Genomic DNA, 20678 nt, shown 5'->3' with positions numbered 1-20678 from the left:
TGGCTATCGACCTACAACTTTCTGCCCCGGTTTCAACCCTTTGAGGATCTCGATATTCGTCGAGGTTTGTTGGCCGACCTCTACGTCAACTTCGCGCTTAACTTCGCCTTCAATGACCTGCACGTACGTACGAGATCCAATAGAACGAAGCGTAGAAGGAGGAATAACAATAGCATTTTCAGTGCGCTTCGTAATGACTTTAATCGAAAGCGGCATACCGCGGTTCAAGTTTTTAGGCAAATCCTTAAGATCAACGATTAAGAAGTCTTCGGGTTTTTCTGGTTTCTCTACTCCAGAACCACCACCGCCGCCGCCGTTGTTCTGTTCCTCCGTTTTGTAAGGGAGCTGCTTGATCTTGCCTTTAAATTTACCAACGCTCGTAATATCAGCCGTTACTTCCATGCCAACGCCTAATTTTTCTAGCTCTGACTTAGAAATTTTGGCTGCAGCTGTAATCTTGCTCGTATCGGCTACAATTGCAATTGGAGCATAGGCTTTAATCAAATCGCCCTTCTGCACGTTAAGCGATACAATCGTTCCGGCAAATGGAGCTTTTAATGTCGCTTTCCCGATTTCCTCTTCCATATCGACTAGCTTCTGCTTCTGTTCTTCAAAAGCAATCAGCTTACCTTCGAATTCAATCGGATCCATTTCATCACGCTGGCGAAGCGTGTCTTTCATCTCATTTTCGACTTTCCTAAATGAAAGCCGCTCTTGCCGCAAGCTTTTGACCAGTACATCAACGTCCAGCTGACCTATCACTTGACCGGCTTTTACAGTTGTTCCTACTTTCACATTCAACTCCTTCAAATTCTTGCCGTCCAATGTGAAAAACATCGTCTCTTCTTCCAAAGAGATAAGCTTGCCGATCAGCGGTATCGAAGTTTCTAATGTCGTCGTCGTTACCTCATACTCAGGTTTCTTGGATATTTGTGCAGGGGCAATCTCAGGTATAACCTCTTCTTCATCTTCTGCGGGAAGCAATGAGCACCCGCTTGAAAGCACCAATGAAGCACTTAATACAACAACCATTGAACGCTTAAATAAATTTTCCGTCCACCATTTCATAGACAATGTCAGCAACCTCCAAAATCGTAGGATCATGTGTAGTCATACAAATAGAAACTTGTTCAGTGCGAATAATATTTTGGAAAACCGCCATAATTTGAGCTGACATGCCAGTATCAAGCTCTGCCGTCGGTTCGTCAGCAAGCAGCAGCATTGGTTTATGGGCGATCGCCTTAGCAATTGCGACCCGCTGCTGCTCACCGCCGGAAAGCTCGAAGGGTCGATGATTCATTCGGCGCTCCAAACCAACTAGTTCAAGACATTGCGTAACTCTATCCTTCCATTCCGCTCGTGGTACACCAGCCATCCGAAGAGACAGCTCCACATTCTCACGTGCGGACAATAGCGGCATAAGTGCGAAGGCTTGAAATATAAAGCCCATGTGCTTTCGCCTAACTAAAGTGCGTTGGTCATCGCTCATGCTGTGAAACTTCAAACCGTTAAACAAAATCTCTCCTTTGCTTGGCGTATCAAGCCCGCCCAAGCAATTCAGCAGCGTCGTCTTGCCAGAGCCTGATCTGCCTCTGAGCATAACTAATTGACGCTCCTTAAGCTCCATATTGATGCCCTTCAGTACAGGCAGCGGAGTTCCTCCAACCTGGAACGTTCGCTCTACATCAATAACTTTAAGCAGATCGCGTCTTTCCTCAGTCGTTTCTAACTGCTCTTCTACCTTCTGTTCTTCTTCCTGCGGAATGGCCATTAGCGCTTCCGATCCCTCCTCAACCAACTTTCATAATTCTCATCTTACATGATAGACGTAGGACATGCTCAAAAAGTTACGTCAAATTTAAACAACTTTTTAAAACCTTTTTCGAACAAAAAAAGCTGCTTTTAGCGAAGGCTTAAACTCCGCATAAAAAACAGCTTTTACATTATCTTACTTCACCTTGAAATGAGAAATAGCAAGATCCAAATCGCGTACAATTTCCTCTAAATGAACAGCTGCTGAAGAAATGTTATCCATCAAAGCAAGCTGCTCTTCCGTTGCGGCAGCAACATTTTCTGTCTTCTCCAGATTAACGGCAGCTGTAGCAGCCGTTTGCTGCATTGAGGCGCTTACTTGCTCCGAGCTGGCTGACATTTGCTGAGTAATTGCAGAATTTTCATGAATCTGCTCACTCATCTGTGTAATAGAAGCAACAATGACATCCAAGTTCTGACGAACCTCGCCTACCCGCGCGCTGCCTCGCTCCATTTCCAGAACCGTTTGCGACATATATGCCGAAGCTCCTGCAATTTCACTTCGGGTAATATCCACGAGTTGATGTATCCCGTCAGCAGATGCAAGGGATCCCGCTGCCAGCTTCCGAATCTCTCCTGCAACGACCGCAAAACCTCTGCCGTGTTCGCCTGCACGAGCTGCTTCTATTGATGCGTTCAGCGACAAAATATTCGTTTGGTTTGAAAAACTTGTTATATTCTCGGCAATTGCACCTATCTCCTTGGAACGATGCTCAAGCGTTTCAATTGTATTCGATAGTTTGCCAGTTACTGAGGTTACCTCGCTCATTTGATCAATTAACCGGAGCAGCGCTTCATGACCAAGTTCAGCCTGCTTAGAGGTTGAAGATGATTTATCGGCAATTGAGGCTGTGTTTTCTGCGATTCGTTGAATGCCTATCGTCATCTCTTCGATCGCTCTAGATGTTTCCTCCGCACCTCTAGCTTGTACTTCTGAGCCACTCGCTACTTCCTGAATATTTTGAGCGACATGCTCTGCTGCGTCTGCAGATTCCTTAGATGCAGTCGTTAACTGATCAGTTGAATTGGTCACTTCAGCTGCGTTGCTAGCAATACCGCTAATCAGCTGCTTTGTAGCTTCAATCATATGATCCACCGATTGCGAAATACGGCCAAGCTCATCCTTGCTGTATTTCTGATCCGGAAGAACCGTTAAATCCCCTTCTGCTACTCGCTGTGTCTTAAATACAACACTCCTGATTGTCTTCATTATATGACGCACTGTAAAGTACATAGCAATTAATATAACTAATGTAACTGCAATGATGCAGATTAAGAGAGTAAGCTGCGTTTTTCTAAGCTCATTTGTAATATCAGTAATCGTGGTTTGTGCATAAATTTTAATATTTTGACCGATTTCATCAATCCCTGTACGGCTTGTTAAGAAGCTATTATCGATCTGTTTATTTTGAAAATTGTTCTTTCCATCCGCTGCTGCTTTTACCGCTGCAACTGACCAGAAATTAAAATTAGCCTTAAACTCAATTAAAATTTGGTTTATGCTGCGCTCAGTTTCCCCTTCTGCTAAGTTCTGAAGTCCTTTCTCATATAAAATGGCTTGCGCTTCTCCTACCCTGTCTTCAACTTGTTTTATATTTTCGGCTAACTCCGCTCGAGCAGCGTCTGCATTTACTTGATCCAAAGTACCGGATTCCACTCTCAAGTAAGCTTGATAGGCCTGATACATATCCCTATCCGCGTTTAATACTAATGTGTCTACTTGATTAGAAGTTTCATAAATACGATCTGTCATGTCATTCAACACACGCCATTGCTCATTGAGCAAATAAAGCCCAGTAAATGCATAAAACATAAGTGGAACCAAAGACAACAAGACTAGCCTAACACGTAAAGACAATTTCATTAAAACCCCGCCCCTCAATTCATGACTATACTCTATAATTATTTATCGGAGACAAATAGCTATTAAGAAGAGTCCCTTTCAAAAAAAATTAAATTTTAGTGTCGAATTATGAACAATTTTGTCACAAAAAAAGCGAGCTCTCATGGAAAGAGCACGCTTTTTTTAATTTAAGCAATTATTTTCCAAACGATTGAGGATCTTGTCTCCAAGCTTGCAAAGCAGCTACATCTTCAGGAGCAACTTTTCCAAGCTCTACAGCTGTTTGAATAAGTGCGCTATAGCTAGACAATGTAACAAGAGGCATTTGCTCTGATGCAAAGGCTTGAATCGCTGAATCAAATTCGTAAGTGAATATAGCAAGCACCGCCAACACTTCTGCGCCTGCTTCTCTGACTGCAAGACCAGCTTTAAGCGAGCTGCCGCCAGTCGAGATCAAATCCTCGATCACAACGACCTTTTGTCCAGGTAGAACACGGCCCTCGATTTGATTCTGCTTGCCATGACCTTTCGCTTTATCGCGAATATAAGCCATCGGTAGATTAAGCTTCTGTGCTACCCAAGCTGCATGTGGAATACCGGCAGTTGAAGTGCCCGCAATAACCTCAGCATCAGGATAACGCTCACGAATGATCGTTGCGAAACCTTCTGCAACAAGATCGCGAATCGCTGGGTATGTCATCGTAAGGCGGTTATCACAATAGATTGGTGATTTAATGCCTGATGTCCATGTGAATGGCTCATTAGGGCGAAGTGCCACGGCTTCGATTTCTAGCAGGCTTTTAGCAATTTGATTTGGCAATTCAGATAAAGTAATTTTACTCATAGGAAATCAGCTCCTCAATAATAGATTCTAATGCTGCACGCGGATTTGGTGCCGCTGTAATCGGGCGACCGATAACCATATAATCAGTTCCTTTGCGCAGCGCCTCACTTGGCGTCATGATGCGTGATTGATCATTAACATCCGCTCCAATGGGACGAATGCCTGGCGTTACGGTTTTGAAAGAGCTGCCGCATAGCGACTTAATAGCCTCAACCTCGGAAGGTGATGCGACAACACCGTCCAAACCCGCTTTTTTGGTAAGCTCTGCATAACGAAGCACTGCCGCTTCTACGGTTCCGCTAATACCAATCTGCTCATTGAGCATCGACTGACTCGTACTTGTCAAATGAGTTACCGCGATTACCGTTGGCTTACGAAGGCTGCTGCCTGTTAATGCAATATCTACGCCCTCAAGCGCAGCCTCCATCATATCACTGCCCCCTGCTGCATGGACGTTAAACATGTCAACTCCCAATTTCGTTACGCTATTAGAGCCGCCTTTGACAGTGTTCGGAATATCATGCATYTTCACATCAAGAAATACGTAGTAACCACGCTCTTTCAAGCTTTGCACGAAGGAAGGACCGGCAGCATAAAACAACTGCATGCCCACCTTCATAAAACAGGGAATGCCTTGCAGTTCGGCAATTAAACGTTCAGCCGCTGCTGCATCTGGATAATCAAGGGCTACCATAATCCGTCCTGCTGCTTGCTCTTTAGTCAATTTCATCCGAAATCGCTCCATTTCTCTGTTCATTTGCAAAATAAACGGCCATACGTTTGCTTCAAGCTATCCACCTTAAGACTAACTTCTTAAGGTAGATAACGAAGCAATAAACGCTGGCCGTACTTTTAAGCTCATTGAGCTTATTTGTTTTGTAGCGCTACTGGCATTGAACGGGAGGAGAAGTTCAACGTTTCGAGCATAACAAGCAATGCACGAACTGTATCAAGCGATGTCATACAAACGACGCCATTCTCAACCGCTTCACGACGAATTCTGAATCCATCACGTTCAGGAGCTTTGCCTTTAGTCAACGTATTGACTACAAATTGCGCTTGCCCTTCACGTACTAGATCAAGAATATTCGGTGAGCCTTCGCTAAGCTTATTAACAGTCGTAACGATAAGGCCGGCTTCTTCGAGTGCTTTCGCCGTTCCGCCTGTAGCAATAATTTTGTAGCCTAGGTTAAAGAATCCGCGAAGCAACTCTGTTGCTTCCTCTTTATCTTTATCCGCAACTGTAGCAATGATAGCGCCTGATGTTGGAATTTTCATGCCTGCGCCAATGAGACCTTTATAAAGAGCTTTCGCATATTGAACGTCGCGGCCCATTACTTCACCTGTTGATTTCATTTCCGGCGTTAGCGTTGGGTCAACCCGGCGCAGCTTCGCGAAGGAGAAGACAGGAACTTTAACCGAAACATATTCATCCTCAGGCCACAAGCCTTCAACATAACCAAGATCAGCAAGCTTCGTACCGAGAATTGCTTTAGTAGCTAAGTTTGCCATCGGAATATTCGTAACTTTGCTTAGGAAAGGTACGGTACGCGATGAACGCGGATTAACTTCAATCACGTATACTTTTTCTTGGTGAATGACGAACTGGATGTTAACAAGTCCAATTACGTTAAGAGCTTTAGTAATGCTAATCGTGATGTCAACGATTTGCTGTTTAATTTCTTCCGAAAGTGATTGTGGTGGATATACCGCAATGGAATCGCCTGAGTGAACGCCTGCGCGCTCAACATGCTCCATAATCCCTGGAATAACAACAGTATCGCCATCACAAATTGCGTCTACTTCAGCTTCTTTACCTAGCATATAACGGTCGATTAGAACCGGGTGCTCAGGGTTAATTTTCACTGCAACTTCCATATAGTTAAGCAGTTCTTCGTCTGAGTACACAATTTCCATTGCGCGTCCGCCAAGTACATAGGAAGGGCGAACAAGTACCGGATAACCAAGACCTTGTGCCGTAACTACCGCTTCATCAACAGAGATAACCGTTTTTCCGTCTGGCTGTGCGATGTTCAGGCTGCGAAGCAATGCTTCGAATTTCTTGCGATCCTCTGCTGCATCGATGCTCTCAAGGCTGGATCCTAGAATGCGTACGCCAGCTTTGGAAAGCGGAGCTGCAAGGTTGATTGCCGTTTGACCGCCGAATTGTACGATTACGCCAATCGGATTTTCTTGCTCAATAACATTCATTACATCTTCAAAGAACAATGGCTCAAAGTAGAGTCTGTCCGATGTGCTGAAGTCTGTTGAAACCGTCTCTGGGTTATTATTGATAATAACCGCTTCATAACCTGCATTTTGAATTGCCCATACCGCATGAACCGTCGAGTAATCGAACTCGATGCCTTGACCGATACGAATTGGTCCAGAGCCAAGGACTAGAACCTTCTGTTTGTCTGTTACAGTTACTTCATTTTCTACTTCATAAGTGGAGTAGTAATATGGTGTCGAAGCTTCGAATTCAGCTGCGCATGTATCAACCATTTTGTATACCGGCTTTAAGTTAAGCTGTTCGCGAAGTGCACGCACGTCAGCTTCCGTTGTGTGACTGCCATTCGGGAAACCTTCTTGACGAATTTCAGCAATAGAACGATCTGAGAAACCTTTGCGTTTAGCTTCATACAACGTTTGTTGATTCAACGTTGATTCGCTGCGCATACGATCCTCGAATGCTACGATAGACTGAATTTTATCAAGGAACCACCAGTCGATGTTTGTAATGTCTTGGATTTCTTGAAGCTGATAGCCCCGGCGGAACGCTTCTGCTACGAGGAACATACGCTCATCATCCGGCTTCTCTAGACGTGCGCGAAGCACTGCATCTTCTAAAGATGAAGCTTCTTTCAAGTGAATGCGGTGAGCGCCAATTTCCAATGAACGAACCGCTTTATGAATGGATTCCTCAAACGTACGGCCGATAGCCATAACTTCGCCAGTTGCTTTCATTTGCGTACCAAGTTTACGGTTCGCGTTAACGAATTTATCAAACGGCCAGCGTGGAATTTTCGATACGATATAATCAAGTGTTGGCTCGAAGCAAGCATACGTTTGTCCTGTAACAGGGTTTACAAGCTCATCGAGTGTGTAGCCGACAGCGATTTTTGCTGCCATTTTGGCAATTGGGTATCCTGTTGCTTTCGACGCTAGTGCCGATGAACGGCTTACGCGCGGATTTACTTCAATGACATAATATTGATAGCTTTGTGGATCAAGTGCGAACTGTACGTTACAGCCGCCCTCGATGTTCAGCGCACGAATGATTTTTAGGGAAGCTGAACGAAGCATTTGATACTCGCGATCAGACAAGGTTTGGCTTGGCGCTACGACGATGCTATCGCCTGTATGTACGCCAACCGGGTCAAAGTTTTCCATGTTGCAGACAACGATACAGTTATCGTTCGCATCACGCATAACTTCATATTCGACTTCCTTCATGCCTGCGATCGATTTCTCGATCAAGCACTGGCTAATCGGGCTATAACGGATTCCAGAAGCAACCGTTTCGCGCAGTTCTTCTTCATTCGCACAAATACCGCCACCTGTTCCGCCCAATGTATAAGCAGGACGAACGATGATTGGGTAACCAATTGTGTTAGCGAAGTTAACTGCATCTTCTACTGTAGTTACGATGTCGCTGTCTGGTACTGGCTGTTCCAGCTCACGCATAAGGTCACGGAACAAGTCGCGATCCTCTGCTTTCTCAATAGCTGTCAGCTGTGTTCCAAGCAATTTTACATTCTCGCGTTCAAGAACGCCTGCGCGTGCAAGCTCAACCGCCATATTAAGGCCTGTCTGGCCGCCAAGCGTCGGAAGAAGTCCATCTGGACGTTCTTGACGAATGATTTGTGATACAAAATCTAAAGTAATTGGCTCGATGTATACTTTGTCAGCCATGTTCGTGTCTGTCATGATTGTTGCTGGGTTACTGTTTATAAGAACAACCTCATAGCCCTCTTCTTTGAGCGCTTGGCAGGCTTGAGTACCGGCATAGTCGAATTCCGCCGCTTGTCCGATGACAATTGGACCGGAACCGATCACGAGAATTTTTTTGAGTTCATTATTTTTGGGCATACTGAAGCTCTCCTTTCAACGTCTCCGACAACACAGCTTGACGAGGTTTTTGTGGGTTATTTTTCTTGTGCGTACGGATCATTTCTAGGAACTCATCAAACAAATAGCTGGAATCATACGGTCCAGGCGCAGCTTCTGGGTGATATTGAACCGAGAAAGCTGGGAATGTATTGTGTTTAAGTCCTTCGATCGTGCGGTCATTGTTATTGATATGTGTTACTACAAGCGGCGTGTTAGCTACTGATTCTTCAAGCACCGTATAACCATGGTTTTGTGAAGTAATGTAGCAACGGTTAGTTGCCAATTCTTTAACCGGGTGGTTTCCGCCGCGATGTCCGAATTTAAGCTTCGTTGTTTCTGCTCCGCAAGCTAATGCGAACAGCTGGTGGCCTAAGCAAATTCCGAAGATCGGGTATTCGCCGAGCAGTTCAGAAATCATTTTTACAGCATAAGGTGCATCTTGCGGGTCCCCAGGGCCATTGGACAATTGAATGCCGTCTGGAGCTAGGCGACGAATTTGGTCTGCTGTTGTATCGTGAGGAACAACGACTACATCGCAGCCGCGCTTAGTAAGCTCGCGCAAAATACCGCTTTTTGCACCGAAGTCAACAAGTACGATACGCTCGCCTTGACCCGGGCTTGAGAATACATGAGATGTAGAAGTGCGTGCAACTTGATCCGTCATTAGCTTCGAGATGTTAAGACGTTCAGCAAGTTCTTCTACACGCTCGTTGCCTGTTGTAATTAGGCCTTTCATTGTACCGTAGTTACGAAGCTTGCGAGTAAGCATACGTGTATCGATATCGCTGATGCCCGGGATGCCGTATTCTTTAAGAAGTTGTCCTAGTGAATATTGAGCGCGCCAGTTGCTTGGCACTTCTTCATGACGACGAACGACAAAGCCATGAATAAATGGACGCATCGACTCAAAATCATCACGTGTAATGCCGTAGTTGCCGATTAGCGGATAGGTCATCGTTACGATTTGTCCGCAGTAGGACGGATCGGATAAAACTTCTTGATAACCAGTAATTCCAGTATTAAATACAACCTCGCCCATCATTTGTGCTTCTGCACCGAACGAAAGTCCTGTGAACAATGTACCGTCTTCCAATAATAATCTTGCTTGCATCCGTATCACTCCTCAGGTGTTGATTGTCCCCATATATTGGCTTTAGTTAGTAAAAGTTATTTATTCTGACCAAACAACTGCGCCGTCAACGATCGTTGTCACAGGCCAGCCGCTAAGCTTCCAGCCGCCGAATGGCGTGTTGTTGCTTTTGGATGCGAATGTGCTCGGATCAACCGAACGCTCGTTATCCAAATCAACGATTGTAATATCAGCAGGAGCGCCTTGCTCTAAACGCCCCGTTGGAAGCCGGAAAACACGTGCCGGATCCGCAGTCATGCGCTGAAGTAGGAAGCCAAGCGTCCACTTGCCGGTTTGAACAAATTTTGTGTACAAGAGCGGGAAAGCTGTCTCGAAGCCAACGATGCCAAAAGGTGCAAGTTGAACGCCGCGCGCTTTCTCTTCCGCGCTATGCGGTGCATGATCCGTAACGACCATATCGATCGTTCCGTCTTCAATCGCTTCGATAACCGCTTGAACGTCACGCGGCGTACGAAGCGGAGGATTCATTTTCCAATTCGCATCATCAAGGCCCGGAATATCCTCATCAGACAGCAGCAAGTGATGCGGGCAAACCTCAGCAGTAACGCGAACTCCGATTTGCTTAGCTAGGCGAATTAACCGTACCGATTGTTCAGTACTAACGTGGCATACATGATAATGAACGCCCGTCGCTTCCGCCAATAGTACGTCTCTGCCTACATGAATCGCTTCGGATTCATTTGGGATAGCTTTCAAGCCGTGCTTGCGGGAAAACTCGCCTTCCGATGCCCAAGCGCCTTCAACCAATGAATCATCTTCGCAGTGAGCGATGATCGGCATATCCATGGAATGAGCAAGCGCCATCGCGTTTTTCATCATTTGCGCGTTCTGGACACCTACACCATCATCCGTAAAGCCAATTGCACCCGCTTCTTTTAATGAAGCAAAGTCCGTCAACTCACGGCCAAGCTCGTTTTTAGTGATGGATGCGTATGGCAATACTTTGACAACGCCGACTTGAGCCGCCTTGTTCGTAATGTAGCGTACCGTTTCAGCAGTATCCGTTACAGGACGAGTGTTGGGCATACATGCAATCGTTGTGAATCCGCCTTTTGCCGCAGAGCGTGTGCCTGTTGCGATATCTTCTTTATATTCAAAGCCCGGATCGCGCAAATGAACGTGCATATCGATAAAGCCTGGCGATACCAGCTTGCCCTTTGCATCAACGACTTCTGCGCTTCCTGTATCTACTGATTCGGAACCGTCTATAATAGCTTCGATCTTGTTATTTTCAATCCGAATATGCTTACTTTCTAAGCTGCCCGAAGTTTCATTCCATACGTTACCGTTTATAATCCATAATGACATTGTCGTTTCAACCTCCGGATTTAGATCTATGTTGCTAAAATTAGCTGAGCGCACGCTCTACTACCGCCATGCGGATAGGAACCCCGTTTTCCATTTGCGGGAAAATACGAGATTGTGGATGTTCAACCAGTTCATCGTCTATTTCTACGTTGCGGTTGATTGGAGCAGGATGCATAATGATCGCGTGATTAGCCAGCTTGCTGGCTCTCTCTACCGTCAAGCCGTAATGCTCGCGGTAACTTTCAGCAGAGTTCAACATTCCGCTTTCATGGCGTTCCAGCTGGACGCGTAGCATCATGACAACATCTGATTTTAATGCTTCATCTATAGAGACATAAGAGACGTCAAGTTCAGAGGCTTGCATATTTGGCGGTGAGCAAAAGTTCACATTAACTCCGAATTTTTGCAAAGCCCATAGATTCGATCTTGCAACGCGGCTATGCAGCACATCTCCAACGATCGAGACCGTTAAGCCTTTGAGTTGTCCAAAATGCTTGCGCATCGTGTACATATCCAGCAGCGCTTGTGTCGGATGCTCGTTATTGCCATCACCGGCATTGATAAGCGGCACCTTGATCTTCGTTGCCAGTTCTGCAAGAACGCCGATTGGCTTTAAGCGAATGATGCCAACGTCAATTCCCATTGATTCAAGTGTGCGTACAGTATCGTAGATTGACTCGCCCTTCTGTACACTTGAAACCGCAGCGGAGAAATTCAGCACTTCTGTACCTAGTCGTTTCTCTGCTACTTCGAATGAAAAGCGAGTACGCGTGCTGTTCTCGAAAAACATATTGGCTGCAAATCTGCCTTGCATCGTCGTGTGCACTTTGTTTGAATGATTCTCCCAATAAGCAGCACGATCTAGTATCGATTCAATCTCTTCTTGGCTTAAATCTTTTAATCCGAGCAAACTCCGTTGTTTAAGCTGTGTGATGGTCATCCGGCTTGCCCCCTCTGATTAATAATGGTCACTTGGTCGATTTGATCGATTTCGGTAAGAGCCACATCGATTTGCTCTTGCTTAGAGCTTGGGACGTTCTTGCCTACAAAATCTGGTCGAATCGGCAGTTCGCGATGTCCTCTGTCTACAAGGACGGCGAGCTGAATGCTTTGCGGCCTTCCGCAATCCATAAGCGCGTCCATTGCAGCGCGAATCGTGCGGCCCGTGTACAATACGTCATCGAACAAAATAATGCGTTTGTCTTGAACCGTAAAGGGTATGCCGTCGGTATCGCCAATTGCTGCTGCTATTTCCATGTCTGCAGATATGATTGCTTTGCGATCATCACGGTATTGAGTAATATCAAGCTCGCTCACAGGAACAGGCTTTCCTTCAATTTCACCGATGCGCTCTGCAATTCGCCGAGCAAGGTAGATCCCTCTTGTGCGAATGCCTACAATCACACAGTTATCGATTCCCTTGTTCTTCTCCACAATTTCATGAGCAATTCGCGTTAATGCGCGGCGAATCGCCGTTTCATCCATGATGACTAAATGCTCTTCTTCCGTCATTTCCGCTGACTCCTTCCATAACCGTCCAAAACTGCCAGGTTGCGACAAAAAGCTCCTTGCGAATTTCGCAAGGAGCTTGTGATAAGGCTTAAAGAGATAGGTGCAAGCAAGCAGAGCTCTCGTCACAGAAAGCAGTGCATAAAGCTGTCCTATTCTTCTCTTCTATAACCTGTTATTCACGCTACCTTGCCAGCCTCTCTGGACTGAGTTAAAGGTACTGATGTATATCATAGGAATTATCCCACGTTCGACAAAAGATGTCAAGTAAAAACGATTATTTCCGCTTCAACTTAGTGTGGACCAATCCTGATAAACTATGCAAGGATAGCGATTATTTGTTACAGGCTTAATTTACGAATTCTTTCAACTGCTTTTTGAGTATTCTCAAGGCTTCCGAATGCTGTAAGGCGGAAATAGCCTTGACCGCTTTGACCGAAGCCTACACCTGGCGTTCCAACGATGTTTGCTTCTGTAAGAAGCTTATCGAAGAATGACCATGAATCCATGCCGTTCGGTGTTTTCAGCCAAATATAAGGAGCGTTTACTCCGCCAAATACCTCAAGACCGATGGACGCAAGGCCGTCACGGATAATTGCTGCATTTTTCATGTAATAGTCAACCAAAGATTTGATTTGCGCTTTACCCTCTTCTGAATAGATAGCAGCTGCTCCACGTTGTGTAACGTATGATACGCCGTTAAACTTTGTCGTATGGCGGCGATTCCACAAATCATTGATCAACACTTCATTGCCTGAAGCATCAAGACCTTTCAGCTCACGCGGCACAACTGTGTATGCACAGCGAACACCAGTAAAACCTGCTGTTTTGGAGAAGCTGCGGAATTCGATGGCTACTTCACGCGCGCCTTCGATTTCGTAAATGCTGTGCGGAACATCTTCTTCCTGAATAAATGCTTCGTATGCGGAGTCATAAAGAATGATGCAGTTGTTTGCTTTCGCATAGTCAACCCATACTTTAAGCTCTTCTTTCGTAAGCGTCATGCCAGTTGGATTGTTCGGATAGCACAAGTAAATAATGTCTACTTTACGATCAGGAAGGCTAGGCTTGAAATCATTTTCAGCTGTACACTCCAAATACGCAATGTTCTCATAGCGCTTTGTATCTTGATTGTATTTGCCTGAGCGGCCAGCCATGACGTTCGTATCGACGTAGACTGGATAAACCGGATCTTGTACCGCAACGATACTGTTCTCGCTGAAAATTTCTTGTATATTGCCGACATCGCATTTGGAACCATCACTTACAAACACTTCATTTGTTGCAATGTCAATGCCGCGTGCTTTATAGTCATTTTCGATAATTGCATTTATTAGAAAATCGTAGCCTTGCTCAGGTCCGTATCCACGGAATGAACCTGGAGCTGCAAGCTCGTCCACTGCACTGTGCATAGCATTCAGAACCGAATCCGGCAAACCGCGCGTAACATCACCAATTCCTAAGCTGATAATTTCAGCATTTGGATTTTCTTGAATGAATTTAGTACGGCGTTTTGCAATTTCAGAAAACAAGTAGCTGCCTTGCAGCTCCAAGTAATTTTGGTTAATGGAAGTCATTTCACGTCACCTATCCTTATATTCATTTACTTCAGTTGTTATTGATTAGAATAACGTACTTATGTGCTTGAAATAATGAATAATGTGGTGAAAAGTTTGCACTATTGCACTATTACCTTGAACGCAAGCTGCTTAATACATATTCGAAGTCTGCCGGCAAAGGCATTTCGAACTCCAGCCGCTCGCCGCTGCGCGGATGTGTAAAGCCAAGCAGCGTAGCATGCAAAGCTTGTCCTTTTAAGGCTACAGTCTTGTTGCGGCCGTAAACCGGATCTCCTGCAAGCGGATGACCGATATATTTCATATGCACACGAATTTGATGGGTACGTCCCGTCTCTAGCTGAAGCTCTACAATCGTGTAATCGCCTAAGCGCTCCAATACGTGAAAATGTGTTACTGCATGTCTGCTATTGTGCTCGGTTACCGTAAACAGCTTCCTGTCATTCAGGTCACGTCCGATAGGCGCATCAATTGTACCTTGGTCATGCGGCAAATTGCCGTGCACAAGTGCGATATATTTCCGCGTTACCGTATGCTCCTTAAGCTGCTCAGCAAGCGAGATATGCGCCAGATCGTTTTTGGCAGCCATCAACAAACCTGTTGTGTCCTTATCTATGCGGTGAACAATGCCCGGACGGATCATGCCGTTAATGCCGGACAAGTCTTTGCAGTGATACATCAGCGCATTAACAAGCGTGCCTGAAGAATGACCAGGTGCAGGATGAACGACCATTCCGCGCTTTTTATTAATAACAATCAAGTCTGAATCCTCATAGATAACTTCAAGCGGGATGTTCTCAGGGACAATGGCCGCCTCTTCAGGCTCTGGGATAATCAGAACGACACGATTGCCCTCTGCTACCTTCAGATTCGCTTTTGCCACTTTGTCATCGACCTGTACGGCCCCTGCTTTGATCCATTCCTGAACCTGCGTTCGGGATACGCCTTGATCGTCAATACTGTCTGTTACAAACTTATCTACTCGTTCGCCGGATTGCTCCGCCTCTACGATCCATTCCAACGGTTCTTCATTATACAGGTTGCTGCTCATGATTGTTTTGATCCTTGTCCTCTCCATTTTGCAAACGTTTCTTGTCATCTCTAGCCGATAACAAGGTGTCAATTAGAATTAATGCTACACCACAGACAATCGCTGAATCCGCTACGTTGAATATTGGGAAGCCATAGCTGCCGAAGTTAAACTGCAGAAAGTCGACAACCTCACCATAACGCGCGCGATCGAGAAAGTTGCCAATTGCGCCGCCAAGAACTAGTCCGAGTCCTACTAGCAGCCAAGGCTTAGCTGATTTTCTCGATGCCTGTATGTACCAAATGATACCCAAAACAATGATAACGGTAATAATGATAAAAAACAGTCTTTGCTCTTGCAAGATGCCAAATGCAGCACCGCGATTTCGATGCGAAGTGATGAGAAAAAAATTACCGATAATGCTAATTTGATCCCCGATCTCCAATTTTGTCTCAATTAATTTCTTTGTTACAAAATCAAGGACTAACACTAATACCGCTACCCAGTAATAATAAAAACGCATCGAATCACTCCTAATTTTTTGTAAAGCAGCGTTTCCATTCAAAAGCACTTCAGGCTAGATGTGAAAAGCCAGCGCATTTCTGAAAGTTTGCTAATCAATTGTAGCATACGGAGCTAAATAAGAGCCAGCACCCGCCTGCTGTTCTTCCATTGAAGACCATACTGAAAAACCGTATTTCAGCAAAAGCTAATACTGCAATTATGTTCCCTGCTAAGGAGGGTGCTCAAAATGACAAAGCCAAACACTGCTCATATTCAGCTGCTGCAAGCCAGATTATTGGACGAGCAGCGCGAAATTGAAAAACGTTTCTCAGAAAACGATCATTATGGCTTAGCGAATTCGTTGCGTGACACTACCGGAGAACTATCTACAATCGATAATCATCCGGGTGATGTCGCTACTGAGCTTTATGAACGCGAGAAAGATGTAGCCCTTCATGAACAAGAGGAATTGCATCTGAATCGCATTGAGGCAGCGCTAACCGCGATTGCTGATGGAACATACGGCATTTGTAAAACATGTAATGAACCTATCCCGCTTGAGCGTTTGGATGCCGTACCTGATACGCTTTACTGCATTGAACATGCGCCAAGACAGCATTTATCCCTGCGCAGGCCAGTTGAAGAATTATTTCTCGATACTCCATTTGGTCGAACCAGCATGGATGAGCATGATTCCTACAACGGCTTTGATGGCGAGGATGCTTGGCAAATTGTTGAGCAATGGGGCAATGCGGATTCACCTGCCACATCTGAGAATCGAGATGTGGCCGATTATGAGCATGTAGGTATTGAAGCTTTCGAGAATGACGGTTTTGTTGAATCCATTGAAAGCTTTCTTGCGACCGACATTACAGGGCGTCATGTGTCCGTCATCCGCAACCGAGAATATAAAAACTACTTGGAGTCGGATGAAGGCGATCATGGATTAGAAGCTGATCTTGAGGATCAACGCTTATAATCAATAAACTTTTCCTTCGAGCTGGATTTGGACAATTCGGACAATGTCTGCAATATAGTCGCCGATTATCGGTAAGTTTAACGCTCCTAATATACGCAGAACATAAAGAATGGTCGCAGCAAAAAAGGTAAAGCCAATCGCGATTCCTACACCTCTGGCTGTACCAGCCAGCAGGTTTTTCCAAATCATTGTCCATGGTCTGTTTAACAGATCAATGTAGTCCGCTATTTGGGTATGTTCCATTTCGGTAGCAATAGTTTGCAGTCGTTTATCAAGCTTGCTTAACGAAGTTTGTAACTCGTTCAAATTTTTCGGCTGTTCCGGGTTATTTGTATTCATACGAGGCATCCCCTTTGTCAAACAATAAAACGAGGCCTGACCTGCCGGACATTGCAAGCATCGCGACCATTCAGTCGTTTGCTGCAGCTGTCGGAAGGCGACGGCCTCGTTTTTTCGCTTGTTAATTTCCTTTATACTATAACCTTATCCGCGGATGAAAATCCCTATTTCTTTTTCGCCAAGCACAACTTTCTCCATCCCCGGCTCATCACCATAAGTGACGGTTTGAACAAGCACGTTGTCTTGAAGCACTTGTGCGAACGCATCCAGCGCCGCTTTGAGCTCAGCATCAACATCAAGTACTAAATCGATGCGTTTCTCAATTGGCAGATCGAGCTTTTTGCGTGTATCCTGAACGGCGCGAATCACTTCACGAACCCAGCCCTCTTGCTCAAGCTCAGCTGTAATATCCGTATTCAGCGCTACAGTAACACCGTTGCCAGATGCAGATGCGAAACCTGACTTCGCTTGCTTCTCAACCAACAGCTCATCAACAGTGATCGACAGCTGTTCGCCTTCTGCACTTGTGAAGTCGAAGCTTCCGCCATTTACGATTTTTCGAGTCTGTTCTGCTGATAGTCCTTTTAGCTGACCTTGAATAGGTCCAACGTTTTTACCGTATTTTTTACCGGCAATTTTAAGATTCAGCTTAAGGGTGAAATCAACAAATCCACTGTCTGAATTTTGTACGGTAATAGCTTTTACATTTATTTCATCCTTCACGATATCCTCGTAGTCTGCTACGTTGAAATCACGATCAAGCGATACGATTAGCTCCGACAAAGGCTGGCGCGTTTTGATTCCCGTTTCGTTCCGAACGTTGCGAGCAAGCTCAACGATTTGTTTTGCACTTTCCATATCGCGCTCCAACGTCTCATCAATAAGCGTTTCATCCGCTTTCGGATAATCAGCCAAATGAACGCTGCCTGCTCCGCCAAGGTTTCCGAAAACATCCTCTGCAAGCAAAGGTGCATAAGGAGCGATCAGACGCGAGAGGGTAAGCAATACGCTGCGCAAAGTTTGATAAGCAGCTAATTTATCAGCTGTAAGCCCGCTTCCCCAGAAACGATCACGTGAACGGCGGATATACCAGTTGCTCAGCTCGTCAACGAAAACCTCAATCGATTTAGCTGGATTTAGGAAATCATTTACTTCAAGACCCTTGTTCACTGTATTAATCAAGCTGTTCAGACGTGAAATGATCCAGCGATCCAGCTTGTTGTCTGATTTGATCTCTTCATGCGCTGTGTAGTCAAAGCCATCGATTGAAGCATATAACGCGAAAAACGCATGTGTATTTACGATGGTATCAATGACTTTCGATTTCGCTTCGCCAACAATGCCGCGTGAGAAGCGTTTGCTGTTCCATGGCGCGCTATCTGCAAGCAATGCCCAGCGGAATGCGTCCGTTCCATATTCGTTGATGATTTCCCAAGGGTCGATTACATTGCCCTTAGATTTGGACATCTTTTGCCCGTTCTCATCCAAAATATGGCCAGTTGAGATAACCGCTTTATATGGCGCTTTGCCATTATACAGCGTAGAAACTGCTAGCAAGCTGTAGAACCAGCCGCGCGTTTGGTCAATACCCTCACAGATAATGTCTGCTGGATATTGCTCAGCGAATTGCTGCTCGTTCTCAAACGGATGATGATGCTGAGCGAACGGCATCGAACCGCTGTCGAACCATACATCAATAACTTCAGGTGTACGCGTCATTTCAGCACCCTCAGCGAAAGGTGATTTCAGCTTAATATCATCCACATACGGTTTATGAAGCTCAATGTCCTCTGGCACATCGCCAATCGCCATCGCACGCAGATCAGCAATGCTGCTTGGTGAATACTCCTTGCCTGTTACATCACAGACCCAAACGTTAAGCGGCGTACCCCAGTAACGATTGCGGCTGATGTTCCAATCCACCAAATCCTCCAGAAACTTACCAAAGCGTCCTTCACGGATGTGGCCAGGATACCAATCAACGCTGTTGTTGTTGGCGATCAACTGATCCTTAACCGCTGTTGTTTTAATAAACCAGCTTTCCATCGCATAGTAGATGAGCGGCGTTTTGCAGCGCCAGCAGAATGGATAGCTATGCTCGTAGCGCTCCTTCGAGTAAAGAAGGCCGCGTTCACTAAGGTTTTTGACGATGTCAATATCAAGCTCAGCGTCTTTCACGAAACGTCCTGCAAAGTCAGTAACCTCTGACGTATAGCGACCAGCCAAATCAACAACACTGAGCATGCTGATTCCGTTGTCGCGTGAAACTCGGTAGTCATCCTCACCATGTGCTGGCGCGATATGAACGATACCCGTACCGCTAGTGTCGCTAACGAAATCGCCTGCAATAACGACGTGGCCTTTTTCTAGGGCAACGTATTGGAATGGCGGCTCGTAGCTAAGACCAACAAGTTCAGCGCCTTTCAATACGGATAGAACTTCATAATCTTCTTTAAGAACGCTCTCCGCTAGATTTTGAGCAACGATATACACTTCACCGTTTTTGGAAGCACGGATATAATAAAGCTCCGGATTTACGGCTAACGCCACATTTGCAGGAAGCGTCCACGGCGTAGTTGTCCAAGCGAGAACGAATTCTCCCGACTCCACTAGCTTAAACTTCGCTGTTGCGCTTAGATCCTTAACATCCTCATAACCTTGAGCAACCTCGTGTGAGCTAAGCGTCGTTTGACAATCCGGACAATAAGGACTTACGCGATGACCGCGGTACAGCAGACCTTTTCCGTGGATTGACGATAAAATATGCCATACACTCTCGATGTACTCGTTTTTAAGCGTGATATATGGATTGTCTAAATCCGTCCAATACGCGATGCCTTCTGTCAGCTCACGCCACTGCTTTTCATATTCAAATACGCTGTCTTTGCATTTTTTCACAAACTTCTCTACACCGTATTCTTCGATTTCCTGCTTGCCGGAGATGCCTAGCTGCTTCTCAACTCCAAGCTCTACCGGTAGACCATGCGTATCCCATCCTGCTTTACGGATAACACGGTATCCTGCCATTGTTTTGTAGCGGCAAATAAAATCTTTAATTACGCGGCCAAGTACATGACCGATATGTGGTGCTCCATTAGCGGTAGGCGGCCCTTCATAAAATACAAAATTCGGCTTGCCTTCCCGGTTTGCTATTGATTTTTTAAACGTTTCATCTGTTTTCCATTGCTCCAGCACTCGCAGCTCACGGGTGCGGGCACGTTCCTTAACGTCTACGCGTTGCATCGCTTCAGCCTCCTAATTTAAACAAAAATAAAGCCTCATCCCTATGAGAAGGGACGAGGCTTAGTCGCGTTACCACCCTTGTTCCGCACTGCTGTTGAAATCCAGCAACAAGTCAATGAGAGCAGACAGCTACGTTCAGCTGTGCTTCATGCGGCACCTTAGTCGCGAACATAATATTCGCGTTCCCTGTAACGGGGGACAGCCGTCAGCACTTACTGCTGCATACGCAGGTTCAGCACCGCTTCTCAGAGAGGATATTCCGCAATAGCTCACACACCGGGCTTTCAGCTGCCGCCGGCTCTCTGAGGAGTGAACTCAAAACGTACTTGTTCTCATCAACGAAGTTTAGATCATCAATTAATTACTATTAGTTATAGCGTAACAACAGGCCAAATGTCAAATGGCATTTCGCCTGTTTATAAAAAAA

16 protein-coding genes and 1 other annotated feature are annotated in these 20678 nt (G+C 45.5%); of the genes, 1 reads left to right on the top strand and 15 read right to left on the bottom strand.

Annotated elements, in window-relative coordinates:
- Nucleotides 1-3 precede the first annotated feature (3 nt).
- The 13 genes from AC1DPK_RS09260 to lspA form a co-directional block, all read right to left on the bottom strand.
- On the bottom strand, nucleotides 4-1068 hold the full coding sequence (locus AC1DPK_RS09260; protein WP_477510141.1) for an efflux RND transporter periplasmic adaptor subunit: 1065 nt from the start codon (nucleotides 1066-1068) through the stop codon (nucleotides 4-6).
- Nucleotides 1040-1771 (bottom strand): ABC transporter ATP-binding protein, encoded by a 732-nt coding sequence (locus AC1DPK_RS09255; RefSeq protein WP_441883032.1) that lies wholly within the window; start codon nucleotides 1769-1771, stop codon nucleotides 1040-1042. Before AC1DPK_RS09255 ends, AC1DPK_RS09260 begins: the two co-directional genes overlap by 29 nt.
- 177 nt (nucleotides 1772-1948) lie before the next feature.
- Entirely contained in the window at nucleotides 1949-3676 is a 1728-nt protein-coding gene (locus tag AC1DPK_RS09250; RefSeq protein WP_477510090.1) for a methyl-accepting chemotaxis protein, read from the bottom strand.
- A gap of 175 nt (nucleotides 3677-3851) precedes the next feature.
- Nucleotides 3852-4499, bottom strand: a complete 648-nt coding sequence (pyrE, locus tag AC1DPK_RS09245) for an orotate phosphoribosyltransferase (protein ID WP_076268188.1) — start codon at nucleotides 4497-4499, stop codon at nucleotides 3852-3854.
- Nucleotides 4492-5229 carry an orotidine-5'-phosphate decarboxylase gene (gene pyrF, locus AC1DPK_RS09240; protein WP_441883028.1) on the bottom strand — a complete coding sequence of 246 codons (738 nt, stop codon included), beginning with the start codon at nucleotides 5227-5229 and terminating at the stop codon, nucleotides 4492-4494. The genes pyrE and pyrF overlap by 8 nt, the downstream gene beginning before the upstream one ends.
- Nucleotides 5230-5366: 137 nt before the next feature.
- Nucleotides 5367-8591 carry a carbamoyl-phosphate synthase large subunit gene (gene carB / locus AC1DPK_RS09235; RefSeq protein WP_441883026.1) on the bottom strand — a complete coding sequence of 1075 codons (3225 nt, stop codon included), beginning with the start codon at nucleotides 8589-8591 and terminating at the stop codon, nucleotides 5367-5369.
- On the bottom strand, nucleotides 8578-9723 hold the full coding sequence (carA, locus tag AC1DPK_RS09230; RefSeq protein ID WP_339208742.1) for a glutamine-hydrolyzing carbamoyl-phosphate synthase small subunit: 1146 nt from the start codon (nucleotides 9721-9723) through the stop codon (nucleotides 8578-8580). The genes carB and carA overlap by 14 nt, the downstream gene beginning before the upstream one ends.
- 60 nt (nucleotides 9724-9783) lie before the next feature.
- Nucleotides 9784-11070: a dihydroorotase gene (locus AC1DPK_RS09225; RefSeq protein WP_441909648.1), complete on the bottom strand. Its 1287-nt coding sequence runs from the start codon at nucleotides 11068-11070 to the stop codon at nucleotides 9784-9786.
- A gap of 40 nt (nucleotides 11071-11110) precedes the next feature.
- On the bottom strand, nucleotides 11111-12010 hold the full coding sequence (locus tag AC1DPK_RS09220) for an aspartate carbamoyltransferase catalytic subunit (protein WP_076268183.1): 900 nt from the start codon (nucleotides 12008-12010) through the stop codon (nucleotides 11111-11113).
- Nucleotides 12007-12582: a bifunctional pyr operon transcriptional regulator/uracil phosphoribosyltransferase PyrR gene (gene pyrR, locus AC1DPK_RS09215; protein ID WP_441909650.1), complete on the bottom strand. Its 576-nt coding sequence runs from the start codon at nucleotides 12580-12582 to the stop codon at nucleotides 12007-12009. The genes AC1DPK_RS09220 and pyrR overlap by 4 nt, the downstream gene beginning before the upstream one ends.
- A 338-nt stretch (nucleotides 12583-12920) precedes the next feature.
- Nucleotides 12921-14156 (bottom strand): LL-diaminopimelate aminotransferase, encoded by a 1236-nt coding sequence (locus AC1DPK_RS09210; protein ID WP_339208739.1) that lies wholly within the window; start codon nucleotides 14154-14156, stop codon nucleotides 12921-12923.
- A gap of 112 nt (nucleotides 14157-14268) precedes the next feature.
- A complete protein-coding gene (locus AC1DPK_RS09205) occupies nucleotides 14269-15207 on the bottom strand; it encodes an RluA family pseudouridine synthase (protein WP_477510089.1) in 939 nt (312 codons plus the stop codon).
- A complete protein-coding gene (gene lspA, locus AC1DPK_RS09200) occupies nucleotides 15188-15709 on the bottom strand; it encodes a signal peptidase II (RefSeq protein WP_441909652.1) in 522 nt (173 codons plus the stop codon). The genes AC1DPK_RS09205 and lspA overlap by 20 nt, the downstream gene beginning before the upstream one ends.
- A gap of 228 nt (nucleotides 15710-15937) precedes the next feature.
- On the opposite strand from lspA, the gene AC1DPK_RS09195 reads away from it, so the two are divergent.
- Nucleotides 15938-16669, top strand: a complete 732-nt coding sequence (locus AC1DPK_RS09195) for a TraR/DksA C4-type zinc finger protein (protein ID WP_477510088.1) — start codon at nucleotides 15938-15940, stop codon at nucleotides 16667-16669.
- Here the strand turns inward: AC1DPK_RS09195 and AC1DPK_RS09190 are convergent, their stop codons facing one another.
- Entirely contained in the window at nucleotides 16670-17008 is a 339-nt protein-coding gene (locus AC1DPK_RS09190; RefSeq protein WP_256710892.1) for a DUF5665 domain-containing protein, read from the bottom strand.
- 144 nt (nucleotides 17009-17152) lie between these two features.
- Entirely contained in the window at nucleotides 17153-20251 is a 3099-nt protein-coding gene (ileS, locus tag AC1DPK_RS09185) for an isoleucine--tRNA ligase (RefSeq protein WP_477510087.1), read from the bottom strand.
- Between the two features lie 46 nt (nucleotides 20252-20297).
- Nucleotides 20298-20599: a binding site (T-box leader), on the bottom strand.
- Nucleotides 20600-20678: the final 79 nt, after the last annotated feature.

This window comes from Paenibacillus sp. 01T424, from assembly GCF_056398745.1.
The sequence above is the reverse complement of the archived record's forward strand: the minus strand, read 5'-3'. Positions and strand labels throughout refer to the sequence as shown.